Consider the following 26,008-nt stretch of genomic DNA (forward strand, 5'->3'; position numbering starts at 1 on the left):
GGTTTTGCAAAGCATAGTTGCCCGCATCCATGCCTGTGAGGCTCAAGCCGCTGACGGTCACGGTTTTGTTGACCACGTTGCCACTGCCGTTGCGGCTGACGTTTTTATCGCTGAACGCGGCACCGCTATAGGCAAAGCCCACGCTGTCTGCGCCGATGATGTCACTGCTGCTGCCGACCGCAGTTGCTGTGGTGCTGCCGTCGTAAACCTTGTCGTTGGCCGTGGCAACAGCCGTGAGGTTTTTGCGGGCAATGTCCGCCGTGGTCGTGGGTTGCGCGGTGACGCTGTAGTTGCCGATGTCTGCGCCGCCCAAGGTGTGGGTCAAGTTGACCGTCTTGTCCGTTGCTGCGTTTTTGTCGATGAACAAGCCGGTGCTGGCCACGCTCAGGTCATCGCCTGCAACTTTGTCGTTGAAGCTGGCAGACGAGGTGGACACCGTGGCCGCAGTGCCACCGTCATAGGTCTTGTTGGCAGCGGTGATGCCGGTCAGCGTGATGGCTTTCTTGTCGATGTTGGCGGTGGTGGTGTCTTGCGCTGTGACGCTGTAGTTGCCGATGTCTGCGCCGCCTAAGGTGTGGGTCAAGCTGACCGTCTTACTCGTTGCTGCGTTTTTGTCGCTGAACGAGCCGGTGCTGACCACGCTCAGGTCATCGCCTGCAACTTTGTCGTTGAAGCTGGCAGACGAGCTGGACACCGTGGCCGCCGTGCCGCCGTCATAGGTCTTGTTGGCAGCGGTGATGCCAGTCAGTGTGATGGTTTTTTTGTCGATGTCAGCGGTGGTGGTGGCCGATCCTGTGCTGGTCAGGTTGTAGTTGTTCCAGTCGCCCGTGCCGTTGGTCTTGGTCAAGGCGGTGACATCGGCAACGGTGACGGTCTTGCCAGTGTCGGCGTTCTTGTCGCTGAAAGTACCTGAACCGCTGACTGCCAGGGTCTCGGAACCCACGCCGGTGGAGATTGCGCCTGCGGTGATGCTGGCGGTGTCGTTGCCGTCGTAGGTCTTGCCTGCAGCGGTGATGCTGGCCAGGGTGACGTCTTTCTTGGCGATGTCGGCGGTGGTGGTGGCCGATCCTGTGCTGGTCAGGTTGTAGTTGCTCCAGTCGCCCGTGCCGTTGGTCTTGGTCAAGGCGGTGACATCGGCAACGGTGACGGTCTTGCCAGTGGCGGCATTCTTGTCGCTGAAGGTGCCTGAGCCGCTGACGGCCAGGGTCTCTGAACCCACGCCGGTGGAGATTGCGCCTGAGGTGATGCTGGCGGTGTCGTTGCCGTCGTAGGTCTTGCCCGCAGCGGTGATGCTGACCAGGGTGACGTCTTTCTTGGCGATGTTGGCGGTGGTGGTGGCCGATCCTGTGCTGGTCAGGTTGTAGTTGTTCCAGTCGCCCGTGCCGTTGGTCTTGGTCAAGGCGGTGACATCGGCAACGGTGACGGTCTTGCCAGTGGCCGCGTTCTTGTCGCTGAAGGTACCTGAACCGCTGACCGCCAGGGTCTCGGAATCCACGCCGGTAGAGATTGCGCCTGCGGTGATGCTGGCGGTGTCGTTGCCGTCGTAGGTTTTGCCTGCAGCGGTGATGCTGGCCAAGGTGACGTCCTTCTTGGCGATGTCAGCGGTGGTGGTGGCTGATCCTGTGCTGGTCAGGTTGTAGTTGCTCCAGTCGCCTGTGCCGTTGGTCTTGGTCAATGCGGTGACATCGGCAACGGTGACGGTCTTGCCGGTGGCGGCGTTCTTGTCGCTGAAGGTTCCTGATCCGCTGATTGCCAAGGTCTCTGAGCCTACGCCAGTGGTGATCGAACCTGCGGTGATGCTGGCGGTGTCGTTGCCGTCGTAGGTTTTGCCTGCAGCGGTGATGCTGGCCAAGGTGACGTCCTTCTTGGCGATGTTGGCGGTGGTGGTGGCCGATCCTGTGCTGGTCAGGTTGTAGTTGCTCCAGTCGCCCGTGCCGTTGGTCTTGGTCAAGGCGGTGACATCGGCAACGGTGACGGTCTTGCCAGTGGCGGCGTTCTTGTCGCTGAAAGTACCTGAGCCGCTGACCGCCAGGGTCTCCAAGCCCACGCCGGTGGAGATAGAGCCTGCGGTGATGCTGGCGGTGTCGTTGCCGTCGTAGGTCTTGTCTGCAGCGGTGATGCTGCCCAGGGTGACGTCTTTCTTGGCGATGTTGGCGGTGGTGGCGGTTTGTTGGGTGATGGTGTAGTTGCCCAAGTCCGCACCTCCCAGGGTGTTGGTCAGGTTCACGGTCTTGCCCGCAGCCGCGTTCTTGTCTGAGAAGCTGCCGGTGCTGACCACGCTCAGGTCATCGTTTGCAACTTTGTCGTTGAAGCTGGCAGACGAGGTGGACACCGTGGCTGCCGTGCCGCCGTCATAGGTCTTGTTGGCCGCGGTGATGCCGGTCAGCGTGATGACTTTCTTGTCGATGTTGGCGGTGGTGGTGGCCGTGGTACTTTGCAGCGCGTAGTTGCCAGCATCACTGCCGCTGAGCTCAATGCCCGCTACTGTCACTGTTTTGCCTGCTTGTGCCTGTTTGTTGTCAAATAAGGCGCTGCTGTGGTTAAAGCTCACAGTATCCCCGCTGATCAGATCGGCAGAGCTGGCCGTGACTGTGGCCGTGCGGCTGCCGTCATAGGTTTTACTTGCAGCGCTGTAACTGACGGTGAGGTTTTTGGCGGTGATGCTGCTGGTGGTGTTGTCCACGTAGCTGACGGTGTAGTTGGCACCGTTGTTTCCGTCGTTGATGGTCACACCCGATGTCTTGACGGTTTTGTTGCCGCCTGCGTTTTTGTCGGTAAACGCAAAGGTGCCGCCGGTGAGCGAGTCGGAGCCAAAGAGTTGGGTGCTTTGGGTGGCCTTTGCCACGCCATTGGCGCTGGTGCTTCGGTCGTAGACTTTGCTGACATCGGCGCTCGTCAGCACCAAGGCGGCGGGCGTGATGCTGCCGTTGGTGCCCGCGATGCCACTGCCCACCATGCTCAGGTAGTAGTTGCTGGCGTCGCCCCCGTTCAGGCTGATGCCAGAGACGGTGTAGCCGAGATTTTGACCCACGTTCTTTTGGTTAAAAGCCCCTGTGCCGCTGATCGACAAGCTGTCGCCTGTCACTTTGCCGTCCATGCCCAACACCAGGTTGTTCATCGTGGTGCTGCCGTCATAGACTTTGCTCACGCCCGTGACGGTGGGGGAGACGGCCTTGCTGTTGACGGTGAGTGCGCCCACAAAAACCGGGCTGCCCACAAAGTTGCTGCCGACCACCGTGGGGCTGGTGTCTTTGATGTCGTAGTTGCCCACGATGGTGTTGCCCGAGTTGCTGACAGCCGCTGCGCTGCTGCCCGTGTAGGGCTTGAGTTGCATGCTGATAGAGCCGCCCACACCGTCGCTGAAGGTGTAATTGTTGCCTGAGACCGTGGGCGTCAATGAAGCGATTTGGTTGCTGCTGCCGTCCAGGTATTGCGCGGTGGTGGTGTAAGTGGGCGTGCTGCCATAGGTGGTCGTGGTGTTGGTGGTGCGCACCAACAATTGGTTCGCGGCCACGATGGTGTAGTCCCCATTGGCGTAGCTGATGTTGTAGTTGGCCGCGGTCAGTCCGCTGGCCACGAGTGCGCCGCTGTAGTGGCCTGCGGCCTGGGTGGCTGCATTGCTGCGGCTGATGCTCACGCTGCCGCCCAAAACACTGCTGGTTTCGCCTGCCACGAAGCCCGAATAGCTGACGCCGTTGTAACCCGCTGCATCTGTTTGCACCACAAACCGCGCATCTGAATTGGCCGCCACAGTGAGGTTGGCCTTGGCAATGCTGCTCGTGGTGTTGTCCACATAAGTGATGGTGTAGTTGTCCGTCATGTCCGCATTGCTGGCATCTTTGAGGGTCAAGCCGGAAGCCCGCACGGTTTTGAAGTTCCCCGCGTTTTGATCGAGATACGTTTGTGCTGCGGCAGTGTTGACGCTGTCATTGGCCGTGGCCAAGCTGCCCACGGTGGCCGTACCCACGGCGTTGAAGCTGCCGTCGTAGGTTTTGTTGCTTTCGATGGCGGTCACGGTCAAAGCGGCGGGGGTGATTTGGGCCACCGTACTCGCTGTGGGGTTTTGCAAAGCATAGTTGCCCGCATCCATGCCTGTGAGGCTCAAGCCGCTGACGGTCACGGTTTTGTTGACCACGTTGCCACTGCCGTTGCGGCTGACGTTTTTATCGCTGAACGCGGCACCGCTATAGGCAAAGCCCACGCTGTCTGCGCCGATGATGTCACTGCTGCTGCCGACCGCAGTTGCTGTGGTGCTGCCGTCGTAAACCTTGTCGTTGGCCGTGGCAACAGCCGTGAGGTTTTTGCGGGCAATGTCCGCCGTGGTCGTGGGTTGCGCGGTGACGCTGTAGTTGCCGATGTCTGCGCCGCCCAAGGTGTGGGTCAAGTTGACCGTCTTGTCCGTTGCTGCGTTTTTGTCGATGAACAAGCCGGTGCTGGCCACGCTCAGGTCATCGCCTGCAACTTTGTCGTTGAAGCTGGCAGACGAGGTGGACACCGTGGCCGCAGTGCCACCGTCATAGGTCTTGTTGGCAGCGGTGATGCCGGTCAGCGTGATGGCTTTCTTGTCGATGTTGGCGGTTGTGGTGGCGGTGGTGCTTTGCAAGGCGTAGTTACCAGAGTCACTGCCGCTGAGCGCAAGGCCCGCTACCGTCACGGTTTTGCCTGTACCGGCTTGCTTGGTGTCAAACAATGCACCGGTGTTGCTCACGACAACGGTATCTCCAGCCATCACGTTGCTGGCACTGGTTGCCGCTGTGGCAGAGCGGCTACCGTCGTAGGTTTTGTTGTTGGCGGTCGCGCTGACGTTCAATGCGGCAGGGGTGATTTTGGCCGATGAACTCGCTGCGGTGTTTTGCAAAGCATAGTTGCCCGCATCTGTGCCCGTTAGGTCCAAGCCGCTGACCGTCACGGCTTTGTTGATCACGTTGCCACTGCCATCACGGCTGACGTTTTTATCACTGAACACCGCGCTGCTGTAGGCAAAGCCCACACTGTCTGAGCCGATGAGCTCACTGCTGCTGCCGACCACAGTCGCTGTGGCGCTGCCGTTGTAGACCTTGTCGTTGGCCGTGGCAAGAGCTGTGAGGTTTTTACGGGAGATGCTTGCGGTTGTGGTCTTTGCACCGGTGCTCGTCAAGTTGTAGTTCGCCCAATCGCCTGTGCCATTGATTTTGCTCAGGGTGGTGACATCAGCGACCGTCACCGTTTTGTTGTTGGCGGCATTTTTATCGCTGAATGTTCCAATGCCGCTGACGGTCAAGGTTTCTGTGCCCACCGTGCCGTTGATGCTGCCGGTTGTGATGGTGGCTGCGGTCGTGGCGTCGTAGGTCTTGTTGGCTGCGCTGATGCTGACCAAGGTGACATCTTTTTTGTGGATGGTCAAAGTGCCTGCCGTGCTGCTGGCCATGGTGTAACCCAAGCCGCTCAATGCACTCGCAGTCAGCGTGTAGCTGCCTGCATTTTTAGCGCCTTGTGAAGTTCCACCCGCCGTGAGTGTGCCCGCCGTGGTGTCGCCATTGACCAGGCCCGTCGCGGTGTAACCGTTGTGGCCGCTGTAGCTGCTGGCATCGTAGGTTCTGCTTTGGTTGTTGACCTGAATCGCCACATTGGGTGATTCACGGTAAATGCCATACAAGCCCGAACCCAAGGCGGTCGTGTAGTTGGTGGTGCTTTCGTCGCTGTTGTATCGGAAATTACCCGAGCCCGAGCCCACCAAAGCGGTCAGACCGGTACTGCCCGCCACGGAGCCCGACATCAAGGTCGCGCGTCCTCCAGCACCCACACTGACTGCGCCACTGCCGCTGAACAACAGATTGCCACCCGTGCTCGTGCCTGCATTCGTACTCTTGCCTGCATTGATCACGACAGCGCTGCTGGTGGCGTTGGTTGTGGCCATGGGCGCAGTGACCGAGATGTTGTTGTCCGCCGCCAAGTTGACCGTGCCGCCTGTCAGGTTGACAGGACCGGACACCGTCAATGTGCTCGCCGCACCTGTGATCGATGCCGACACATTGCCGACACCCGAGATGCTGTTGGCAATGGTCGTGGCCGCAGAGCGGGTAAAGCTCAGGTTGGCGTTGTTGGACAAGGTGACCGCACCTGTGCCCACACTGCCCGTGCTGCCTGCGCTGCCGAGCGTGACAGGGGCATTCAAGCCGTCTGTGTAGCTCACGCTGGTGCCTGCATTCAAGGTGCCAGCGCTGATGTTGGTGCCACCTGTGTAGGTATTGTCTTGAGTCAATGCCAGGGTGCCAGCACCTGACTTCGTCAGGCTGCCAGCGCCAGAAATCACCCCCGTAATGGCTGAGGTGTTTGCAGCATTCACGCTGATGCCGCCGGCAGCTCTCAAGGCTTTGGTGACGTAGATGTTGTTGGCAGAATTGAGTGCCAAGGCCCCCGAAATACTGAGCGCCCCACCGTTCAAATGGACAATACCCGTACTGCCAGCGTTGGTGACATTGAGGTTCAGAACCTTACCGCTTGTTTCTGTCACCCCGCTGCCAAAATTCACACCGTATTTGTTGCCGGTGAGGCTGAGTGTGCTGTTGCCCGTGGCCGTGATCGCGCCAATTGCTATGTCGCGCATGCCAGCACTGAAAGTACTGCCCGCAGTGCCGATGATCGCGACATTGCCAGAGACTTTCAGATTCCCCGCATATTTGCCCGTATAGCCGTTCTCAAAACCCACGCGTCCTGAACTGGATGAAGCATCGGCAAGCACCGTGAGTTGGCCGCCGGTGTTGGTCACTGTGCCGCCCAGACCCACACCGCCATAAATGTTGCTGGTCCCGGTGTAGGTTCCCTTGATGTTGACGGTGCCCACGGTGTTGAGCGTCGTAGCGTCTTCAAAACCATAAAAACCGTAAATGCTGGAACTTGTGAAATTGAGGTTGGCCGTTCCTCCGGCCAGGCCAATGGTGGCCGTTGCGCCCCCATTGAGTTTGCCAGACCCTGTGCCCGTGAAGTTCAGGGTGTTGGCACTGAGTGTGGTGTTGCCAAAAATGAAGCTATCGGTGGTCGCACCTGCGGTCGATGTGGCATTCAAGGTGGATAAGCTGCCCGTCAGCGCAATGTTGCGGTCTACCGTGATGGGGGCATTGCCCGTCAGCAACACATTGCCAGTGCCCGTGATGCCCGCTGTGTTTGATGCCACGGTGCTCAGGCTGTAGGCGCCCGTGCGGTTGATGTCCAGTAAAGCAGGTGAATTCACCGTCACCGCGCCAGATCCCAAGGTGCCAGTTGCCCCGCCATTGCCCACTTTGAGAGTGCCTGCGCTGACTGTTGTAGCGCCCGCATACGAGTTGTTGCCTGTCAGGATTTGGGTGCCCGTGCCTGTCTTGGTTAAAAAGCCACCGCTGGTACTACCACCTGAGAAGGTGCCCGAGAAAGTGGCTGTGCCTGCTGCGTTGTAGGCGGTCCCAGTGGCGTTGTTGCTCGAGCCTGCAGCCGTGCCATTGACGCCCACCGTCATCCCCCCCGTGTTGTTGAAGCCCAGCTGGATCGTGCCTGCGCCGGTCAAGGCGTCGACCTCTACGCTGGATTCAACCCCTAGGAATATCGCGCCTGAGGCGACGTTCAAACTCGATTTGTTGCCGGCCCAGACTTCATTGCCCCAAGAGCCACCCACAAAAGTGCCCGACTGCACGTCAATGAGGGCACCGGCTGACATGGCAAAGGTGCCCGCAGTGGTATTCCAGCGCACGGTGCCCGCACCCTTTTTAAGGAGCGTGCCAGCGCCCGTGTATTTGGTGGAAGTGCTGTCCATGGTTTGCCCACTGGGCGTGTTGTACGACAGCGTCGCGCCACTGGCAATGCCAATGTTCATGGTCGTCCACCCTGTGCTCAAGGCGGTGACCCCGCGGGCGGTGGTGCCGTCACCGAACTCCCAGGTGCCTTGGTTCACATTGAGCGTGGGCGCAGAAAAAGTATTGGTCGCACGCAGCAAACCCGTGCCAGTTTTGGTGACCACCAGGTTGGCGTTTGTCGCATTGGCAAACCCGTTACCGTTGCTGGCACTGCTCAGCAGCAGGCCCGGGTTGGTCGCGGTAGATGCAGGTGCCACATCAAACGTCACACCGGAGCCCTGCCCCATATTGAAATAACCCGTGATGTTGTTGGTCGCGCCGCCATTGGTTTTGAAAGTGAGAGGGGCGGTGCCCACGTTCATGATGGGGTTGGTGCCTGCGCCCCACGCAACGGTGCCGCCACCTGCGCTGTCAAACACAAAGTTGGTGCCAGCCCAAGTGCTGTTGCCAACACCGGACTGCCCAAAGGTGGTGGCGTTGTTGATGTTGACGTAAGTAGGGTTAAGTGTGTAGTAGCTATTGCCTGTACTGACGTACAAACTGCCTGCGTTGACGTTGTAGGCGTTAGAGACATTGGTGGTCGCAGGTGTTGCTTGCGCCCATGAATCAAGCGTCAACGCACCCACGCCCTCTTTGGTGAAGTTGGCGGCGTTGACGGCCCCGCTGAAAGTGCTCGCCGTGCCCGTGGTCATGGTGACATTGGCGTTTTTGTGGGTGGTATCACCTATGGCACCTGCGCCAGTGATGCCACCGCCGGTGGCCGTCAGGTTGATGTTTGAGCCAGTGCCGGTCGCGCCAGTGGCTTTGATGGCCGCAGCATTGACAATCGAGTAATTCGATTTGATGTTGATCGTAGCTGCCGTGCCCGAACTGGTGATCGAGCCCGCGCTGGTCAAATTGACACCGGTGTTCGTGGTTGCCACATTGCCCAGAATGTTGACATTGCCCGTCGCGGTGATGCTGCTGGCCATGTTGACGGCATTGTTGCTGCTGCCTGAGTTGGCACCCGCTGTGAGGGCGCCGGTGGCCCAGTTGATGGTGCCGGTCGTGTTGTCCACAGACACATTGGTGCCCGACAGCGCTGCGTTCGTCGTGATGACCCCGCCCGTCGTTTGCAACAAAAGACTGGCACCACTGTTGATCGCCCTGGACGTGGTCAAGCTGCTGCCCGACTGCAGGTACACATTGCCCGTGGTCGCAGCCGTGGTCACTGCCGCACTGGTGGTCATGGCACCCGTTGTGGTGCTGCCAATTTTGAGGGTGCCAGCGGTGACGAGATTCATCTCGGCGTTGGTGACGCCCAGAGTTTTTGGGCTAACCGTCACCACATCTGCGCCGCCCACATTGATCAATGTGCCCGCTGTATAGTTCTGAATGGTGGTGGTGGCAGCACCAGAGTTAATAGCTCCAGCAATATTGACACTGTCTGCAGTGAATGTGATGTTGCCGGTGGTCGATTTAACCCCTCCAGTCCCCTCATTGATATTGATGCCAGCTGCCGCATTGGTACCTGCTACACCTGTGATCGATATATGGCCTGCGCCGCTGGCAGACACCGCACCAGAGCCATCCAGTGAAAAACCATAATTGGTAGTTGCCAAACCCCCTCCACCTGAGCCCGTGATGTTGATATTGCCGCCATTCAGTGTTGATACGGTCCCGTTTTTAACCATCACACCATAGGTATAAGTCCCGGAGGTTGTGGCCGCACTGGCGTTGCCCACAATGGTCACGCCACCACTGCCCCCTGTCACCGTAGTCGACAGCAGCCCTACGCCGTTTAAGGAACTCGTGGAACCGCTGGCTCTGCTGGTGCCCGACAAAGTAATGGCACCAGAACCTGATGTCACGATGCTCGAACTGCTGGTGGCGTTGATGCCTGAACCATTGCTGGCATTGCTCGTGCCAGTCATTTTGATATGGCCACCACCCGCCGAAATGGCTGCACCATTCAAGGTGATGCCGGCTGAGGAGGTGGTTGCAGCGGCTGTAGTGGGTGCTGCGGTGCTGCTGCCAAAAGCAGAGCCCGCCCCTGTGCCCGCTGTGCCACCACCCAGGGTGATGTCACCGCCATTGCTGGTCACACCCGAGCCGGTATTGAAAACAATACCGCCCGCGCTGTTGCCATTGCTGTCAGAGTTGAACAGCACATTGAGCTTGCCCGAACTGCCCGTGATGTTGGTGTTGGAGGCCACGGCGATGTCGCCGTTGGCCAGCAAGCTCAAGGTGGCATCCGTGCCCGCCGTTTTGGTGACCGAGCCGTTGACGGCAATGTGGCTGCCGCTGAGCACCGACAGATCGCCCCCGGTGTTGCCCATGGTGCCCATGTTCAGCGCGTTCACGGTGACGGTGCCCGAGCCAGCAAGGAGGCCAACCACGGTTTTGCTTGCGGTGATCTTGCCCAATTCTGCAGCCGATACATCCAGTTGAAGCGTGCCGCTTAAGGTATCGGTGCCGGTACCGCCCACGTTGAGTGTGGTGCTGCCCGTGCGTTGCTGGATGGTGACGGTGCCAGTGCCTGCGTTGACCGAGTCGCTGCTGTTTGTGCTGTTGAAACTGTCGGTGGTCAGCCTGATGGCGGCATTGCCCGAGCTGATGATTTTTCCGCTCGTGGTGCCAGCGCCCAAAGTGATGCCATAGCCCGGGGATGCGGTAGAGACGTTGACGCCGGTGACGTTGATGGCGCCTGTCTCCGAAGTGATGGAGCCATAGTTGATTTCGACCCCGTTGTTGCCGCTGCCTGTCGTGTTGCCGCCTGTGCCTGTGACGGTAACCGTGCCAGCGCCAGTGGCCCCCAGACTGCCTGCATTCTGGATCATGACGCCCGATTGGCTGCTGCTGTTTGCACTGCCCCCACCCGTGCCCGTGACCGTCAAGGAGCCGCCTGTGGTGGTGACCTTGCTGCCGCTGCCATTGATCCAGACGCCGAAGTTGTAGAGACCGCTTGTTCCGCCTGTGCCCGTCAAGGACACTGAGCCCGTGCTTGACCCCGTGATGACTGAGGCCGACTCAACGCTCACCCCGACGCTCAGGACACTGGTGCCGCCTTGCCCGTTCAGGGTGATATTGCCTCCACCTGTGGTGGACACTGCACTGCTCGAAGTCAGCACGATCCCTTTGGCTGCGACGGTACTGCTGGTGTAGCCCTTGCCATTCATGGTGATGTTGCCACCGCCTGCCTTCAATGTGGCGCCGACCAGACTGATGCCTGCTGGGTTGGTGCTGTTGCCCATAGCAAAGCCTGAGCCATTGCCTGCGGTGCCCCCCCCCAGAGCGATGTTGCCACCCAAGCTGGTGATGCCCGAGCCCGTGTTCATCACAATGGCGCCACTGCCATTGCCATCAAAATCGCTGTTCAGCGTGACGTTGAGATTGCCAGCCGTTGAGGTAATGGTTTTGCCTGTCGCCAAGGTGATGTCGCCATGGGCCCGCAGGGTGAGTGAACTTGCGCCACCAGCTGTTTTGGCAATGCTTTCATTGATGGCAATATGGCCTGCGCTTGCCCCCGTCACGCTGGTGGCAATGGTCACCGAAGTGCCCTGGTTCAGGCTGTTATTGATGTCAGAAGCCAAGATCACCGAGTCTGCTGCGGCTGTGTAGGTGTTGGCATAGGCGGTGCCACTGGCACCACTGGCGGCAATGGTGATGTTGGTGGGGTCCAGCAGCCATTCATCGGCTTTCACGCTGATGGCGTCGGCTTTCAGGTAATCACCCGAGGTCTCGACAAATCCTCGCTTGCTTTCCAGGTTGGCACCACTCACATCGGTGCTTTTGGCCAGTACACCCGTATCGGCATCTCGCCCAATGAGGATGTCCCCGCCTTTGTTGCCCGCCGCGGTGCTGTTGGCGGTGATGCTGCCGTCCACCTTGATGCGACCGCCGTCGGCCAACAAATGCACCGCGCCGCCTTGGGCACCCGTTGTATCAATGCTGCCCGACTGCATCACGCTGGCCATGGCGCTGCCCACGGCCGCAGCTTGCATGTAGACCTGACCGCCTTCGGTGACGATGGTGCCGCCTTTTTGGTTGGCCACAGCGGCATTGACGGCAGAGGGGGTCAGCTCCAACTTGATGCGACTGCTGCCATACAGGGGCATGGTGATGGTTTCTGCCGCACCCAAAGCAACATGGCCTTGCGGGGCCACGATCTTGCCTTCGTTGCTGACACTCGCGCCCAGCAGGGCCACATAGCCGCCCGGTGCTGAAGTGAGGGTGCCCTGGTTGAGCACCTGGCCGGTGGCACCGTCTCGGGTGAAGCGGTTGCGCCCGGCCATGAAGTCGGCGTCGGTGGTGTTGAGTGTGCTGGCCGTCAGGCCTGCGGCGCTGACAGAGCCGTCTTTGCCAAAGGTCACGCCGTTGGGGTTGACCAGGACCACTTGGCCATTGGCGGTCATTTGACCAAAGATTTGGCTGGGGGCGGCACCTGTGACGCGGTTGAGCAGCACAGCCTGTGCGTTGGGTTGCACGATGTTGACTTTGGCGTCTTTGCCAATATCGAAACTTTGCCAGTTGACCACGGCGCGGGCCGTGCTTTGTTGGATGGCCATGTTGGCGCCGCTTTGGCTGATTGCCGCTGCGCCCTGGGCCACTTGACCACCAGTAGGCAATGCGGTGTTGGCGGGAGCTGCCCACACCATGGAGACCAGCGCAAAGCTCAGGATCAAGGGTGCGAGGTAGTAGCTGATGCCATTTGAAATGTCATAGGTAAACCCCGCCCCGGCGAAGCTGCCAGTGGCCTTGCCTTGGCTGGCTGCATGCTCGCCAACGGCCACAAGGGCACCCAGGCGTTTGGAGAAGACTGTTTTGTAGCAATTGGCGTTCATGTGGAAATACCTGATGAAGTTGTTTTGTTGCTCGCAAAAAGTATGAAATTAATAAAAATTACAAAATTTTGTTTCTTTTGCTGATTTTAAAGGAGCAGAAAATTGCATTTTTATCAAAAAAATAAATTGATTTTGTGATTTATTTCGTTAATGACTAAATCACATTTAATTCTTTTTATTGAATTCGCGAGCAGTACTCATATTCTCTAAATAGTATTAACAAAAACATTAGTATTATCCCTAAAAAATACTATTATTACTAATTTATTAGTTGTTAATTAAAATGCAAAAAAATCTAACTTATTATTGACAAAGCTAAAAACTGGCAACGGCCACTTCCAAGCTGTTTCCGAGCGGACTCCGGGTGGTAGAGAGCGGGTGATTTTTTGTGTGACCACGTTGTCCCAGAACGTCTTGCTGCGACTGACTGAGGCAGCTGCTACGCAGCAAGTCTTCACCCCGTCAACCCGAGCGAAGCGTGGTGATCCAGTGCTTGCACGACCACTCTTTCTGGATTGCCGCTTCGCAAGCTCCTCGCAATGACGACATGAGGGGCATGGCGTCCTGCACGCCGTTTCTCTGTGGACGAATCTGTGCCGCTGTGAAAAGGCCAGGGTCTGTCAGACGCGGGACTGCACAGTGCGGCGGCAGGCAACTGCCTGTCGCACTCCCTGCTGTTTGCGCTGCGCAAGTTCAAACAGGTGCCCGAGCCGATCCACTTCGTGGTCACCAGCAAAAAGGGGCGCAAGGGCGACAAGCGCTTGCGGGTGCTGGAAACATTCGAGACGCCTTGCACCGTTACGCAGAGCGTGGGGCAGGGCATTCCGGTCACAATCAAGTTCATCGACAGTCAGGGCCAGATCCTGAAATGGTCTTCCCCAACCCCCGCCACTTTCACATGCGCCAGCCCACCCCGTCCTCATCTGTGCAACATCTGGCTTTGGGATGGTTTTCCATGGTGCTGGGCTTAAGTGGCTTGTCCCTGGCCTGGCACCGTGCGCAGCCCTTGCTGGGTGATTTGGCGTGGCGGGTGTCGCTGGGCATCGGCGTGCTGGCGGGGGTGGTTTTTGGGGCCTTGCTGCTGGCCACGCTCTGGCGTGTGCTGCGCCATGCGGCGGCTGTGCGCGAAGAAATCGCGCATCCGGTGCGCCATGTGTTTGTGGCGGCCGTGCCCACCTCTTTTGTGCTGGTGGCCACGGTGATGGTCACCCTCTTTGGCCCCAGTGCACTGGCCCATGGCTTGTGGCTGTTGGGTTCAGCTTCGTTGCTCTTGGCCACCGTCTGGGTCGTGCAGCGCTGGCTGCATGCCGGCCGGGTGCCCGCGGCCTTTTGGCCGGGCATGACACCGGCCCTGTTCATTCCGGTGGTGGGCAATGTGTTGCCGCCCTTAGCCGGTGTGGCCTTGGGGCACCCGGCCTGGTCTGCTGCGCAGTTTGGCGTGGCCGTGCTGCTGTGGCCGGTGGCGCTGACCTTGGTGCTGGTGCGCATCGGCATGCTTGGCCTGTGGCCCGAACGTTTGTTGGCCACCACCTTCATCACCATCGCCCCGCCTGCACTGGTGGGCTTGTCGGGCAGTGTGTTGGGGGCACCTTTGCTGCTGGTGCACATGGCCTGGGGCGTGGCCCTGTTTTTCACACTGCTGTCCTTGACGGTGTTGCGCCGCATTCTGTCCCAGCCCTTTGGCCTTGCGTTTTGGGGCATGTCATTCCCACTGTCAGGCTTTGCCGCCTTGACGCTGCACCTGGTGCCCGATGTGCCGTGGCTGCAAGCTTTGGCCCTGGTGTGGCTGGGCTTGGTGAGCCTGGTGATCGCCTTGCTGCTGTGGTGGACCCTGCAAGGCCTGTGGCAAGGCCGCCTGCTTCAAGCCGAAGTGACGCCTGCTGCGCCATAGGTCCTCGTCGGACTCTGCGAGCCCCGACCTGCGGGATGGTGTTGGTAGGTCGGTGGTCGAAGACCCCGACAAATGGCTGTTCAGCGGTCATGCCTGCCGCAGCCGCAGCAGTGCTTTGCTGGGCGCAGATATCGGCCCCTCTGCCTGATCAGCAGGCCCAGCATGGTTGAAAAGTCACTCACTTTGTAGGAGCAGCACCCTCGCCGCGATGGACGCTCGCAGGCCATGCCCCATCGCCTCTGGGGGGGCTCCTGCAACAAACAAGCCCCCTTGGGAGTGCACTCACAACAAGTGATGACCCCGTGTCCAGAATCTGGGTAAAGTGGATTTTTTTACGCACAAAAAGGAGCCGCGCCATGGACTTGCAACTTAACAACAAAACCGCCCTGGTCACGGGAGCCAGTGTGGGCATTGGCCGTGGCATTGCCAAAGCCTTGGCTGCAGAAGGCGTGCGCGTGGCGGTGTCGGCTCGGCGCGTGGACAAGTTGCAGGAGTTGGCTGCTGAGATCGTGGCGGCAGGTGGCCATGCCCCCGTGATCATCGAGTCCGACCTGTACGCCGAAGACGCAGCCAAGCGCCTCGCGGATGCCGCTTTGGCCGGTTTGGGCAGCGTCGATATTTTGGTGAACAACGCCGGAGGCTCGCGCAGCTTCAAAGAGCTGCATGTGAGCGAAGAGGCTTGGCAAGAGGCCATCACCTTGAACTTTCACCGCCCCCGCCAGGTGGCTGATGCTTTGATCGACCAGATGATTGCGCGCAACTGGGGCCGAATCATCAACATCACAGGCAAGAGCGAGCCCGAGCACACCAATGGTGCGTTTTGCGCCAAGGCCGGTATGCACAGCTGGGCCAAAGGTTTGTCGCGCATGGTGGGCAAGCATGGGGTCACGGTCAACTGCGTGCCCCCCGGGCGCATCCATTCTGAGCAAATTTTTCGCAACTACACACCGGAATACCGCCAGTGGCAGTGCGACAACGAGATCCCCGTGGGCCGTTACGGTGAACCCGAAGATATGGCCAACTTGGTCACCTTCTTGGCCTCTCCCTTGGCCAGCTACATCACCGGCGCAGTCATTCCGGTTGATGGCGGGCTGCGCAAGTACCAGTTCTGACGTCCTGGTGTGTCTGGCATATTCAAACACTTTCCAAAATAAAGGAGACATTCATGAACAACCATCCGCGTCGCTGGGCGCTCAGCGCTGGCTTGTCTGCCCTTGCACTTTGCGCCTGGCCTGCTTTGGCCCAGGCGCAAAGCGCCCCTTGGCCCAGCAAGGCCATCCGTTTCGTGGTGCCGTTTGCGCCGGGAGGGACCAGCGAGATTGTGGCCCGTTCGGTGGCGGCAGAGCTGACCAAGCAGTTGGGGCAAAGCGTTTACGTGGAAAACAAACCCGGTGGTGCCGGAGTGACCGCCATGCAAGACGTGGCCAAAGCCGCGCCCGATGGGCATACCCTCATCCTCACGCATGTGGGCACCCTGGCGGTGAACCCTTACATGCTCAAAAGCCAGCCCTACGATGTGAACAAGGATTTTGTGCCGGTCACTTTACTGGCCAAGGTGCCTAATGTGTTCGTCATCCACCCGGACGTCCCGGCTAAAAACTTCAAGGAGTTTGTGGCCTATGCCAAAGCCAACCCGGGGCAGCTCAATTACGGCTCTGCGGGCAACGCCAGCGCGGGCCATCTGGCCATGGAATACCTCAAGCTGGTCACAGGCATGTACATCACCCACATCCCTTACCGTGGCACCGGTCCACAGTTGACCGACTTGCTGGCGGGACGCACACAGGCCTCGTCTGCAGGCATGCCCGCCCTGGGGGCGCACATCCGCAGCGGCAAATTGCGCGCCATTGCTGTGGGAACACAGCAGCGCATTGCCGCCATGCCCGATGTGCCCACCGTGGCTGAGCTGGGCTTCAAAGAGTTTGAAACTTCGCAGTGGTACGGTATCCATGTGCCCGCAGGCACACCGCCCGAGATCGTCAAGCGCTTGCAGGAAGAGTCGCTCAAAGCTCTTAAGTCGAGCGCGGTGACCGAACGCTTTGCCACCGATAACGCGGTGGGCGGGGGTGGACCTTCCAGCGAATATGCGGCGTTCATCAAGAACGAGCAGCGCATCTGGAGCGACATCGTCAAACGCGCAGGCATCAAGCCTGATTGACCTTTCACGTTTTTGGAGCGGGCATGGGCTTGGATGTGTTAGTGATCGGCGGCGGCAACGCGGCCCTGTGTGCGGCCTTGATGGCCCGCGAAGCCGGGGCCAGCGTGATGCTGCTGGAGTCGGCACCGCGCGAGTGGCGCGGCGGCAATTCGGGCCACACGCGCAATTTGCGCTGCATGCACGATGCGCCCCAAGACGTGCTGGTCGATGCCTACCCGGAGGAGGAGTTTTGGCAAGATTTGCTCAAGGTCACAGGCGGTTTGACCGACGAACACTTGGCCCGTTTGGCCATTCGCCATTCGGCCACTTGCCGGCCCTGGATGGTCAAGCACGGTGTGCGTTTTCAACCGTCCTTGTCGGGCGCTTTGCACACGGCTCGCACCAACGCGTTTTTCATGGGTGGGGGCAAGGCGCTGGTCAATGCCTATTACCGCAGCGCCGAAAAGCTGGGTGTGCAGATTCACTACAACGCCGAGGTGGACAGCGTCGAATTGGACGAAGGCCGTTTCGTGGCCGCATCGGTCATGCACAAGCAGGCCGATGGCAGTGTGCGGCGTGAGCGCATCGAGGCCCGCACCTGCGTGTTGGCTGCTGGAGGCTTCGAATCCAACCGCGAGTGGCTGCGAGAAGCTTGGGGACAAAACGAGCGCGGTGAGTACCCGGCTGATCAGTTTTTGATTCGCGGCACGCGCTTCAACCAAGGTGTGTTGCTCAAGCACATGCTGGAGCAAGGCGCTGACCGCATTGGCGACCCGACGCAGGCGCACATGGTGGCGATCGATGCCCGTGCACCGCTGTACGACGGCGGCATTTGCACCCGCATCGATTGCGTGTCTTTGGGTGTGGTGGTCAACCGCGAGGCGCGGCGTTTTTACGACGAGGGGGAAGACTTCTGGCCCAAGCGTTACGCGATCTGGGGCCGCTTGGTGGCGCAGCAACCTGGACAGGTAGCGTATTCCATCATCGACGCCAAAGCCATTGGCCGTTTCATGCCGCCCGTGTTTGAAGGCACCAAGGCCGACAGCCTGCAAGAGCTGGCCCGTAAGCTGGGCCTAGATGAAGCGACCTTCATGCAAACGCTGAATGACTTCAACGCCGCATGCCGCGAACGCACTTTTGACCACACGGCGCTCGACGATTGCCACACCGAGGGCGTGAGTCCGGCCAAAACCCACTGGGCCAGGCCGCTGGACACTGCGCCCTATTACGCCTACGCCGTGCGGCCTGGCGTGACCTTCACTTATCTGGGCCTCAAAACCGATGACACGACCGCTGTGCGATTCAATGACCAGCCCAGCCCCAATTTGTTTGTGGCGGGCGAGATGATGGCGGGCAACGTACTGGGCAAGGGCTACACCGCCGGGGTAGGCATGACGATTGGCACGGCCTTTGGCCGCATTGCGGGCGAGCAGGCGGCGAAAGCCGTCAAAGCTCAAAAGCAAGGAGCTGCTCATGCAAACGCTTGAAGCCCTGACGCGCGATGCCCGTGCGCTGGCACGCGGTGAGTTGAGCGCGTCCGAGACCGAAGTGGCCCGGCAAATGCAGATTTGCAACGGCTGCCGCTACTGCGAGGGCTTTTGCGCGGTGTTCCCGGCCATGACACGGCGATTGGAGTTTGGCAAGGCTGACATCCATTACATGGCCAACTTGTGCCACAACTGCGGCGCGTGTTTGCACGCCTGCCAATACGCCCCGCCGCACGACTTCGCCATCAATGTGCCCAAGGCCATGGCCCAGGTGCGTGGCCAGACCTATGCCGATTACGCTTGGCCACCTGCTTTGGGCAGCTTGTACCAACGCAACGGCATGACCTTGTGTGTGGCTTTGGCGTTGGGATTGGCGCTGTTTTTGGCGCTGGCCATGCTGCGCCAAGGTACGCTGTGGTCAAGCCCGGTGGCGGGTGGTTTTTACGCGGTGTTTCCGCACAACCTGATGGTGAGCTTGTTCGCCCCCATCTTTGTGTTTGCGGTGCTGGCGCTGACCCTGGGCGTGCGGCGCTTTTGGCGCGATGTGACGCACGCCACCAGTGGGGCCAATTTGTCACCACCCGCCGCTGCCGAGGCCGCGCATGCGGCTTTGCGCCTGAAGTACCTGGATGGCGGCCATGGCGAGGGCTGCCACAACGAGGACGATGCCTGGACGCACGAGCGCAGGCGTTTTCACCACCTGACGTTTTACGGTTTCATGCTGTGCTTTGCCGCCACCAGCGTGGCCACGCTCTACCACTATGTGCTGGGTTGGCCCGCACCGTATGACCTGACCACATTGCCCAAGTTGCTCGGTGTCATTGGCGGGGTGAGCCTGGCGGTGGGCACGGCCGGTTTGTGGCGCTTGAACCTGCGCCGCCACCCGGACCACGGTGATGCGGCGCAAAAGCCGATGGATCGGGGTTTCATCGCCTTGTTGTTCCTGGTCAGCGTGACGGGTTTGCTCTTGTGGCTGCTGGGCCCAACAGCGGCCATGCCTTTGATGCTGGCGGTGCATCTGGGCTCGGTGATGGCGTTGTTCTTGACCTTGCCCTATGGCAAGTTCGCGCACGGTGTGTTCCGCACGGCGGCCTTGCTGCGCTTTGCCATTGAAAAGCGCCAGCCCAATCGGCTGGGTCTGGGCGGGGAGTGAATGATTGATTCGGCACGTTGAAGTTTGAAATGGGTGAGAAATGTCATCTTGCAGAGTCCGACATGATGGGTTTCGGCACAGGCCCAAGTCGGGGTCTTCGACCGCCGACCTACAACACCTTTGAGACATGTCATCGCGCAGGTCGGCACTCGCAGAGTCCGACAGGATGGGTTTCGTCGCAGGCCCCTGTCGGGGTCTTTGACCGCCGGCCTACAACAGCTTTGAGCCTTGAAAACTTCACAGGGCCGAATCAACAGTTGGTCTTTGGGGGCAGGCGCTGGCCGACTGGATCACGCCGCCACCCAAACACACTTCGCCGTCGTACAGCACGGCACTTTGGCCAGGGGTGACGGCCCATTGGGGATCGCTGAACGTCAGCTCAAAGCCCGCAGACCCATCGGCCATGTTGAGCGCTTGCAGGCTGCAGGGCGCATCGGTTTGTCGGTAGCGCGTTTTGGCGGCATAAGCGCCCGGTGCAGGGGCCATGCCCGCGCACCAACTCACATCGGTGGCTTGTAGCTGGGGCGACAGCAGCCAAGGGTGCTCGTGGCCTTGCACCACCCACAAGGTGTTGTTGGGGATGTCTTTGCGGGCCACAAACCAGGGGGTGTGTTCGCCCACACCTTTTTGCGCGCCTTTGGCCTTGATGCCGCCAATGCCCAGGCCCTGGCGTTGGCCCAGGGTGTAAAAGCTCAGACCCACATGTTTGCCAATGGTGCGGCCCGAAGGGTCCTTGATCGGGCCGGGTTCTTTGGAGATGTAGCGGTTCAAAAATTCGCGGAATGGCCGCTCGCCAATGAAGCAGATGCCGGTGGAGTCTTTTTTTCTGGCGTTGGGCAGTCCAATCTCTTCGGCAATGCGGCGCACCTCGGTTTTGTGCAACTCTCCGACCGGAAACAAGGTTTTGGACAGCTGCGCCTGGTTCAGGCGGTGCAAAAAGTAACTTTGGTCTTTGGACGGGTCCAGACCTTTGAGCAGCTCGTGGCGGCCTGTGGCTTCATTGAGGCGCACCCGGGCATAGTGGCCTGTGGCGATTTTCTCGGCCCCCAAGCGCATGGCGTGGTCGAGGAACGACTTGAACTTGATCTCGGCATTGCACAGAATGTCCGGGTTGGGCGTACGCCCAGCTTGGTATTCGCGCACAAACTCGGAAAAAACGCGGTCTTTGTAATCGGCCGCAAAATTGACATGCTCGATCTCGATGCCCAGCACATCTGCCACGGCAGCGGCATCCACAAAGTCAATGTTGGACGAGCAGTATTCACTGTCATCGTCGTCTTCCCAGTTTTTCATGAAGATGCCAATCACCTCATAGCCTTGTTGCTTAAGGAGGTGAGCGGTGACAGCAGAATCGACGCCGCCGGACAAGCCGACGACCACGCGAGGTAGATGAGACATGGTCCGATTATCCTGTGAGTGCCGATTGTGACAATTTACAATGCACGATTCTTGAAAATTCATGCTTAAACACTGCTCTTGGTGCCCCTATTTCCGAACATTCCTGAGTGACATCACGCATGGCCTGTTCCTTGTGACCCACAGTGGTTTGGCCATGGTGGGCTTGACCGTGGCGGCGAGCGTGATGGCCCTGTGGGCTCAGCCGCATTGGCTTCAAGTGGCCGAGGTGGAGTTGTTCAATTGGTTGCGTGACCGGCAGGTGTTGGTGTCCTGGTTGCCTGAAAACACGGCCGAGCGGGCCACTGCCGTGAATATCCAAGATTTACCGCCCAAACAGGCTGCTGTGGCGCAGTGGTTGGCCCGCAAATACAAGGTGGCCCCGGAGCCCCTGGCCGCCTTGGTGGCGGAAGCCTATGCCCTGTCCAAGAAATCCAAACTGGAGCCGCACCTGATTTTGGCCGTCATGGCCATTGAGTCGAACTTTCACCCTTTTGTGCAAAGCCAGGCCGGGGCGCAGGGCTTGATGCAGGTGATGACCGGTATCCACGCCAAACGCTACGAAGCTTATGGTGGCAAGCTGGCCGCTTTTGACCCCATCACCAATATGCGTGTGGGGGTGGCGGTGTTGGTGGATGTCATCAAGCTCAAGGGCGGTTCGCTGGAAGATGGGCTGAGGTTTTACCTGGGGGGCGATGCCGTGGTTGAAGACGGCGGTTATGTGGCCAAGGTGTTGGCCGAGCAAGCCCGTATGGATCAGGTGGCGGCTGGCGTGAACGTGCCTTTTCAGTGAGTGGATTCCCATGAGTTTTGTCTCACCAGAGTTTGCGCTGGTCTGTCTGTTGTTTTTCCCTGTTTACTGGGCTTTGGCTGATCAATGGCGCTGGCAGCGCGGCTTGTTGATCGTGTCGGCCTATGCCTTGTACGCGAGCTGGGTGCCATTTTTTGCGGTGGTCCTGCTGGCCTACAGCACGGTGGTCTGGGCCTTGGGCCGCTGGATGCAGTTGGCCCGCCCGAGCCACAGGCCCTTGGTCTTGGGCCTGTGGTTGGCAGTCAGTTTTTTGGTGGCGCTCAAATATTACGAATTTGTGCGTGAGTCTTTTCAGGCGCTTTTGGAGGGGACGGGCTTTCAGTCCTTGCTGCCGGTGCTGGATGTGGTGGCACCGGTGGGCGTGTCTTTTTTCACCTTCCAGGCCATCACTTATCTGGTGTCGGTAGGGCGTCAGTCCTTGCCTGCCCGCTCCTTGGCCGACGTTTTGCTGTTTTTGAGTTTTTGGCCCACCTTGTTTGCCGGGCCGATCTTGCGGGCTGAACATTTCTTTGCCCAGGTGGATGCCGCGCAGGTGGGGCGCCCGATACAGGGTTGGCGTGCGCTGTACCTGATCGCTTTGGGTTTGGTGCAAAAGGTGGTGCTGGCTTCGTGGCTGGCGGCGCAAGTGGTGGACCCGGCATACAGGTTTCCCGAGCAGCACACCAGTGCCTCGCTGCTGGCCGCCATGCTGGGCTACAGCTTGCAGATCTTTCTGGACTTTGCGGGCTACACCTCGATCGTGACCGGCTTGGCCTTGCTGTTGGGCTACACCTTGCCGGTCAACTTCCGTCAGCCTTATCTGGCGCGCAACTTGTCCGATTTCTGGACGCGCTGGCATGTGTCCTTGTCGAGTTTCATCCGCGACTACATCTACATCCCTTTGGGTGGCAACCGTCGGGGCTGGGCTCGTACCCAGTGGAACGTGCTGGCGGGCATGTTCATCAGTGGCCTGTGGCATGGTGCCAATTGGACGTTTGTGGTCTGGGGCCTGATGCATGGCTTGGGCGTGGTGGCGCTCAATCTGGCCAGCCGCCTGGGCATGAAGCCCTGGCCACGCCTTGCGGCGCAGGTCGTGACCTTCTCATTTGTCACCCTGGCCTGGGTATTTTTCAGGGCCGACTCGCTGGCGCATGCCGGGCAGATGTTGCAGGGCTTGCTGATCCCGCCTCAGCAGGCTGTGCTGGCCCGGTCAGGTCAGCCTGCGCCTTGGCTGCCTTTGATCTTGCTGACGGGCGCTGTGCTGGGCCTGAGCGCTTGGGCGCAGGCGCTGGAAGCTTGGTGTACCGGCTTGCTGCAGCGCATGGGCCGCTGGGCCGCGTGTCTGGTCTTGTCGGCCGTGTTGTTTGCCGTCTTGTATTGGGGCCCTGAAGGGGTGCCAGGCTTTATTTATTACCGGTTTTGACATGTCTGATCGTTTGTCTGAGCGCCAATTGAGCTGGATGCTGCCCCTGATGGGCCTTGTGGTGAGTGTTTGTTGGTTGACATCCCTGGAGCGCTATCTGGGCGGGCGTTACCACCTGAGTCTGGAGTCGGCCTTGCCCGAGGCCGTGGCAGATATGTTGTTTGCGCCTTCCCGCTGGCTCGATGCGCAGGTGCGCCAGGGCGCGCCCAAGACCGTGTTTCGCCTGGCTTGGCCCACGCCCAGCGGCTGGTCCGAGCCTGCACACGCTGTAGCGGTCGACCAGTCACCACAGCCCCCTGTGTTGGCGTCGCTGCCAGAGCCGCTGGCTGCTGGCGAGTTTGTGCCCGGTTTGCAGCAACAGAAACTCTTGCCCGGGCCGCAGCGCATCCTGTTTGCGGGCGACTCGATGATGCAGGGCGTGGCACCTTTGGTGATTCGGGCCTTGTCCGCGCAGCACCCCGATTGGGACATGCTGGATCTGAGCCGCCAGAGCACGGGCCTGACGGTGCGCAAATACTTCGACTGGCCTGGCCGCATCCAGGAGGAAATCGAAGCCCGCAACCTGAGCCTTGTGGTGGTGTTTCTGGGCCCTAATGACCCGGCCGACATGCTGGTCGATGGGCAGCGTCATGGCTTTCCATCCCCTGGCTGGGCGTTCAACTACGCCTTGCGGGTTGACGAAATCTTGTCGGCGGCTGCGCAGCGGCAAGTGCGTGTGATCTGGCTGGGTTTGCCCTCTATGCGCGAAGGGCGCATCCGTGAAGGTGCTGCGCTGCAAAACCGGATTTTCCAGGCGCGGGCCAAGACCTGGGGCATGGACTATCTGGCCACTGAGCCCTTGATCGGCAAGCTCTCCGAGCCTTTCCAGAAATTCATCATTGACGAGGCCGGGCATGCGCTCAACCTGCGTGCCGAAGACGGTATCCACATGACGCCTGCTGGTTTGAACCGCATCAAAAAAGCTTTGCTCGATCACATCGAACAGGCCATTCAGCCATGAAGCGCCTGTCACTTTTGAGGCGTGGTGCGGTCTTGCTGTGTCTGTGGCTACTGGTGGCGGGTTGGGCAATGACCGTGGCACAGGCACAGTCCATGCCGCCTGTTCAGTCGCGTGCGGCGCTGACCAGCCTGCGTGTGCAGACCTCGGCCCATGCGCCCGACCTGCAATGCACCCCCGCACGTCCAAAGCCCCGTGTAGACAAGCCGGTTGATGCCGATCCGCCCGAAGTGCCCGATGACGAGGCGGTGCAAAGCCAGGTGCGGGATTTCCGCCTGAACGCAGATGTGCCTGTCGGTCTTCCGGGTGCCACCCGTTCAACTGCGCGTCTTTGGCGTCCGGACCAGCCTGCAGACGCCTTGCGTGTGGGCATCTGGGGTGACAGCCATCTGGCGGCCGGGTTTTTCACCAGCGAACTGGTGCGCTTGTCGCAATTGCCTGCTGATCAGGTCAGCAGCCGCTTCGTGCCTGCCAACATGAACCGTCCGGGTGTTCGCTTGCCCTTGCGCAAAAGCTGTGTGAGCCCCCATTGGCAATATGAGCCTGCGCATGTGGCCAGCGCCGGAGCTGCTAGCGGGCCGGGCTTGGTCAATTTGTTCAGCCAGCAAGCAGACGCCTGGCTGGCCTGGGACTTGAGAAACCCGCAGGGCGAGCCTGACAAGCGGTCTGTGCGCTTTTTTTATCAGCAAACCAGTGCCCCCTTGAGTGTGGCCATTCGGGTGGACGACGGACCGGAACAGCGCATCGACTTGCAAGTTGCCGAAGGCCCGGCCGTGCTGGAGCTGGTGGGCGATGCCCCCTTGTCCACCGTGCATGTGCGCTTGGTGCAGGGGGCTTTCAGGTGGCAAGGCCTGGAGTGGCCGCTGCCTGCCCAAACGCGCCTGCAGCTCGATGTGTTTGGCTACCCCGGTGCCACCGTGGCGGGCTGGCGGCAGGCCCGTCCTGATGACCTGAGCGCCTGGTGGGGTTCTGCTGCCTATGACGTGGTGGTGCTGGAGTTTGGGACCAACGAGGGCAATGTGCAGCCCTTTGATGCGTCGGCCTATGCCCAGATGTTGCAAACGTCGGTGGCTGCATGGCGCAGCCAGTTTCCTCGGGCCGCTTGTGTGCTGGTGGCACCGGGCGACCGGGGCGTGTTGGTGCGGCGTTCGCAAAAGCGGGTGCCTGCGGCCAGTGCACACAGCGCCCATGGAAAAGCGCAGGCCAGCACACCTGCAAAAGGGGCTAAGGCTTCAGCAACGCTGGCCGGGGGGGCAGATTTGTTGCGTTTCACGCGGGTTCACGCTCAAATTGGCCGGATTCAGCAGCAGGTGGCGTCAGCGCACGGTTGCCGTTACTGGAGCATGCTCGACGCCATGGGCGGTGCCGGGGGCGCTTACCGCTGGGCCAAACAGACACCCGCGCTCATGGCCCGCGACCTGATTCACTTCACGGTGCCAGGCTACCAGCGCCTGGCCCAAAGCTTTGCACAAGATATGGGTTGGAACCCCGCCGTGTTTGCCCATTCTCCCGCACCATCCTCGGCCGACTGACTGTTCGCAACTTGAGTTTGTGGCTCAGTGTTGTGAGAAGGCTTGATCGCCAGCTGGCACGGGACAAGGGTTGCAAGTCGGGCTCAAGCCGCCAACAACAACGCCCAAGGGATGTTTTTGTGGCGTTTGCTTGAAAGCGATGGCCCAACTGTTGATTCGGCCCTGTGAAGTTTTCAATGCTCAAAGATGTTGTAGGTCGGCGGTCGAAGACCCCGACAGGGGCCTGTGCCAAAACCCATCATGTCGGACTCTGTTAGTGCCGACCTACGAGATGACACCTATCACACATTTCAAACTTCAGCGTGGCGGATCAACAGTCTGGCGCCGAATCAAGCGGGCAGGCGGCTGAAAAACACCGCGCTCATCACCAGGCCGGTGCCGATCACCAGCCATCTGACCCATTGCACCGGCAGGCGTTTGGCCAGGCGCGCACCTGCCCAGCCGCCAAGGGTGGCCAGCGCCATCATCCACACCGCTTGCGGCCAAACAATGGCCCCCGCCACCGCAAAGGCAGCCACCGACAGCAGCGACAGCACAAAGGAGTTGAGGTTTTTGAGCGCGTTGACCGTGTTCAG

The 26,008-nt window shown here is 59.9% G+C and carries 12 protein-coding genes; 9 read left to right on the plus strand and 3 right to left on the minus strand.

All coding sequences use genetic code 11. The annotated features are described in order from the left end of the window. A partial coding sequence (locus H663_RS39590; RefSeq protein ID WP_116695938.1) for a YDG domain-containing protein occupies nucleotides 1-12,628 on the minus strand: 12,628 nt, incomplete at its 3' end. 898 nt (nucleotides 12,629-13,526) lie between these two features. Here H663_RS39590 and H663_RS39595 point away from each other — a divergent pair. The 5 genes from H663_RS39595 to tcuB all read left to right on the plus strand — a co-directional run bounded on the left by H663_RS39595 (nucleotide 13,527) and on the right by tcuB (nucleotide 19,296). Further along, nucleotides 13,527-14,519 (plus strand): SLAC1 family transporter, encoded by a 993-nt coding sequence (locus H663_RS39595; protein ID WP_053176686.1) that lies wholly within the window; start codon nucleotides 13,527-13,529, stop codon nucleotides 14,517-14,519. A gap of 356 nt (nucleotides 14,520-14,875) precedes the next feature. Further along, nucleotides 14,876-15,631 carry an SDR family NAD(P)-dependent oxidoreductase gene (locus H663_RS39600; RefSeq protein WP_053173686.1) on the plus strand — a complete coding sequence of 252 codons (756 nt, stop codon included), beginning with the start codon at nucleotides 14,876-14,878 and terminating at the stop codon, nucleotides 15,629-15,631. Between the two features lie 53 nt (nucleotides 15,632-15,684). Continuing rightward, on the plus strand, nucleotides 15,685-16,677 hold the full coding sequence (locus H663_RS39605; protein ID WP_053173689.1) for a Bug family tripartite tricarboxylate transporter substrate binding protein: 993 nt from the start codon (nucleotides 15,685-15,687) through the stop codon (nucleotides 16,675-16,677). Between the two features lie 23 nt (nucleotides 16,678-16,700). Continuing rightward, complete coding sequence (gene tcuA / locus H663_RS39610; protein ID WP_053173691.1) at nucleotides 16,701-18,143, plus strand: FAD-dependent tricarballylate dehydrogenase TcuA; 1,443 nt, start codon at nucleotides 16,701-16,703, stop codon at nucleotides 18,141-18,143. Beyond that, nucleotides 18,130-19,296: a tricarballylate utilization 4Fe-4S protein TcuB gene (gene tcuB / locus H663_RS39615; protein WP_053173693.1), complete on the plus strand. Its 1,167-nt coding sequence runs from the start codon at nucleotides 18,130-18,132 to the stop codon at nucleotides 19,294-19,296. The genes tcuA and tcuB overlap by 14 nt, the downstream gene beginning before the upstream one ends. A 237-nt stretch (nucleotides 19,297-19,533) precedes the next feature. On the opposite strand, the gene mnmA is transcribed toward tcuB, so the two are convergent. Next, entirely contained in the window at nucleotides 19,534-20,694 is a 1,161-nt protein-coding gene (mnmA, locus tag H663_RS39620; protein ID WP_053173695.1) for a tRNA 2-thiouridine(34) synthase MnmA, read from the minus strand. Between the two features lie 61 nt (nucleotides 20,695-20,755). Between mnmA and H663_RS39625 the strand changes: the two genes are divergently transcribed. From H663_RS39625 to H663_RS39640, 4 genes are read left to right on the plus strand one after another with little or no spacing between them, the layout of a single operon-like run. Beyond that, a complete protein-coding gene (locus H663_RS39625) occupies nucleotides 20,756-21,484 on the plus strand; it encodes a lytic transglycosylase domain-containing protein (protein WP_053173697.1) in 729 nt (242 codons plus the stop codon). 10 nt (nucleotides 21,485-21,494) lie between these two features. Next, the gene (locus tag H663_RS39630) at nucleotides 21,495-22,904 is read left to right on the plus strand and encodes an MBOAT family O-acyltransferase (RefSeq protein WP_053173700.1); all 1,410 of its coding nucleotides are present in this window, start codon (nucleotides 21,495-21,497) and stop codon (nucleotides 22,902-22,904) included. 1 nt (nucleotide 22,905) lies between these two features. Further along, nucleotides 22,906-23,904 (plus strand): SGNH/GDSL hydrolase family protein, encoded by a 999-nt coding sequence (locus H663_RS39635; RefSeq protein ID WP_053173703.1) that lies wholly within the window; start codon nucleotides 22,906-22,908, stop codon nucleotides 23,902-23,904. Next, nucleotides 23,901-25,433 carry a GDSL-type esterase/lipase family protein gene (locus H663_RS39640; RefSeq protein ID WP_053173705.1) on the plus strand — a complete coding sequence of 511 codons (1,533 nt, stop codon included), beginning with the start codon at nucleotides 23,901-23,903 and terminating at the stop codon, nucleotides 25,431-25,433. The genes H663_RS39635 and H663_RS39640 overlap by 4 nt, the downstream gene beginning before the upstream one ends. 329 nt (nucleotides 25,434-25,762) lie before the next feature. On the opposite strand, the gene H663_RS39645 is transcribed toward H663_RS39640, so the two are convergent. Beyond that, nucleotides 25,763-26,008, minus strand: a 246-nt coding sequence (locus tag H663_RS39645; protein ID WP_165803964.1) for a sulfite exporter TauE/SafE family protein, incomplete at its 5' end; no start/stop codon positions are given.

The sequence above is a fragment of the Limnohabitans planktonicus II-D5 genome (genome assembly GCF_001270065.2).
GTDB classification, from domain to species: Bacteria; Pseudomonadota; Gammaproteobacteria; order Burkholderiales; family Burkholderiaceae_C; genus Limnohabitans_A; species Limnohabitans_A planktonicus.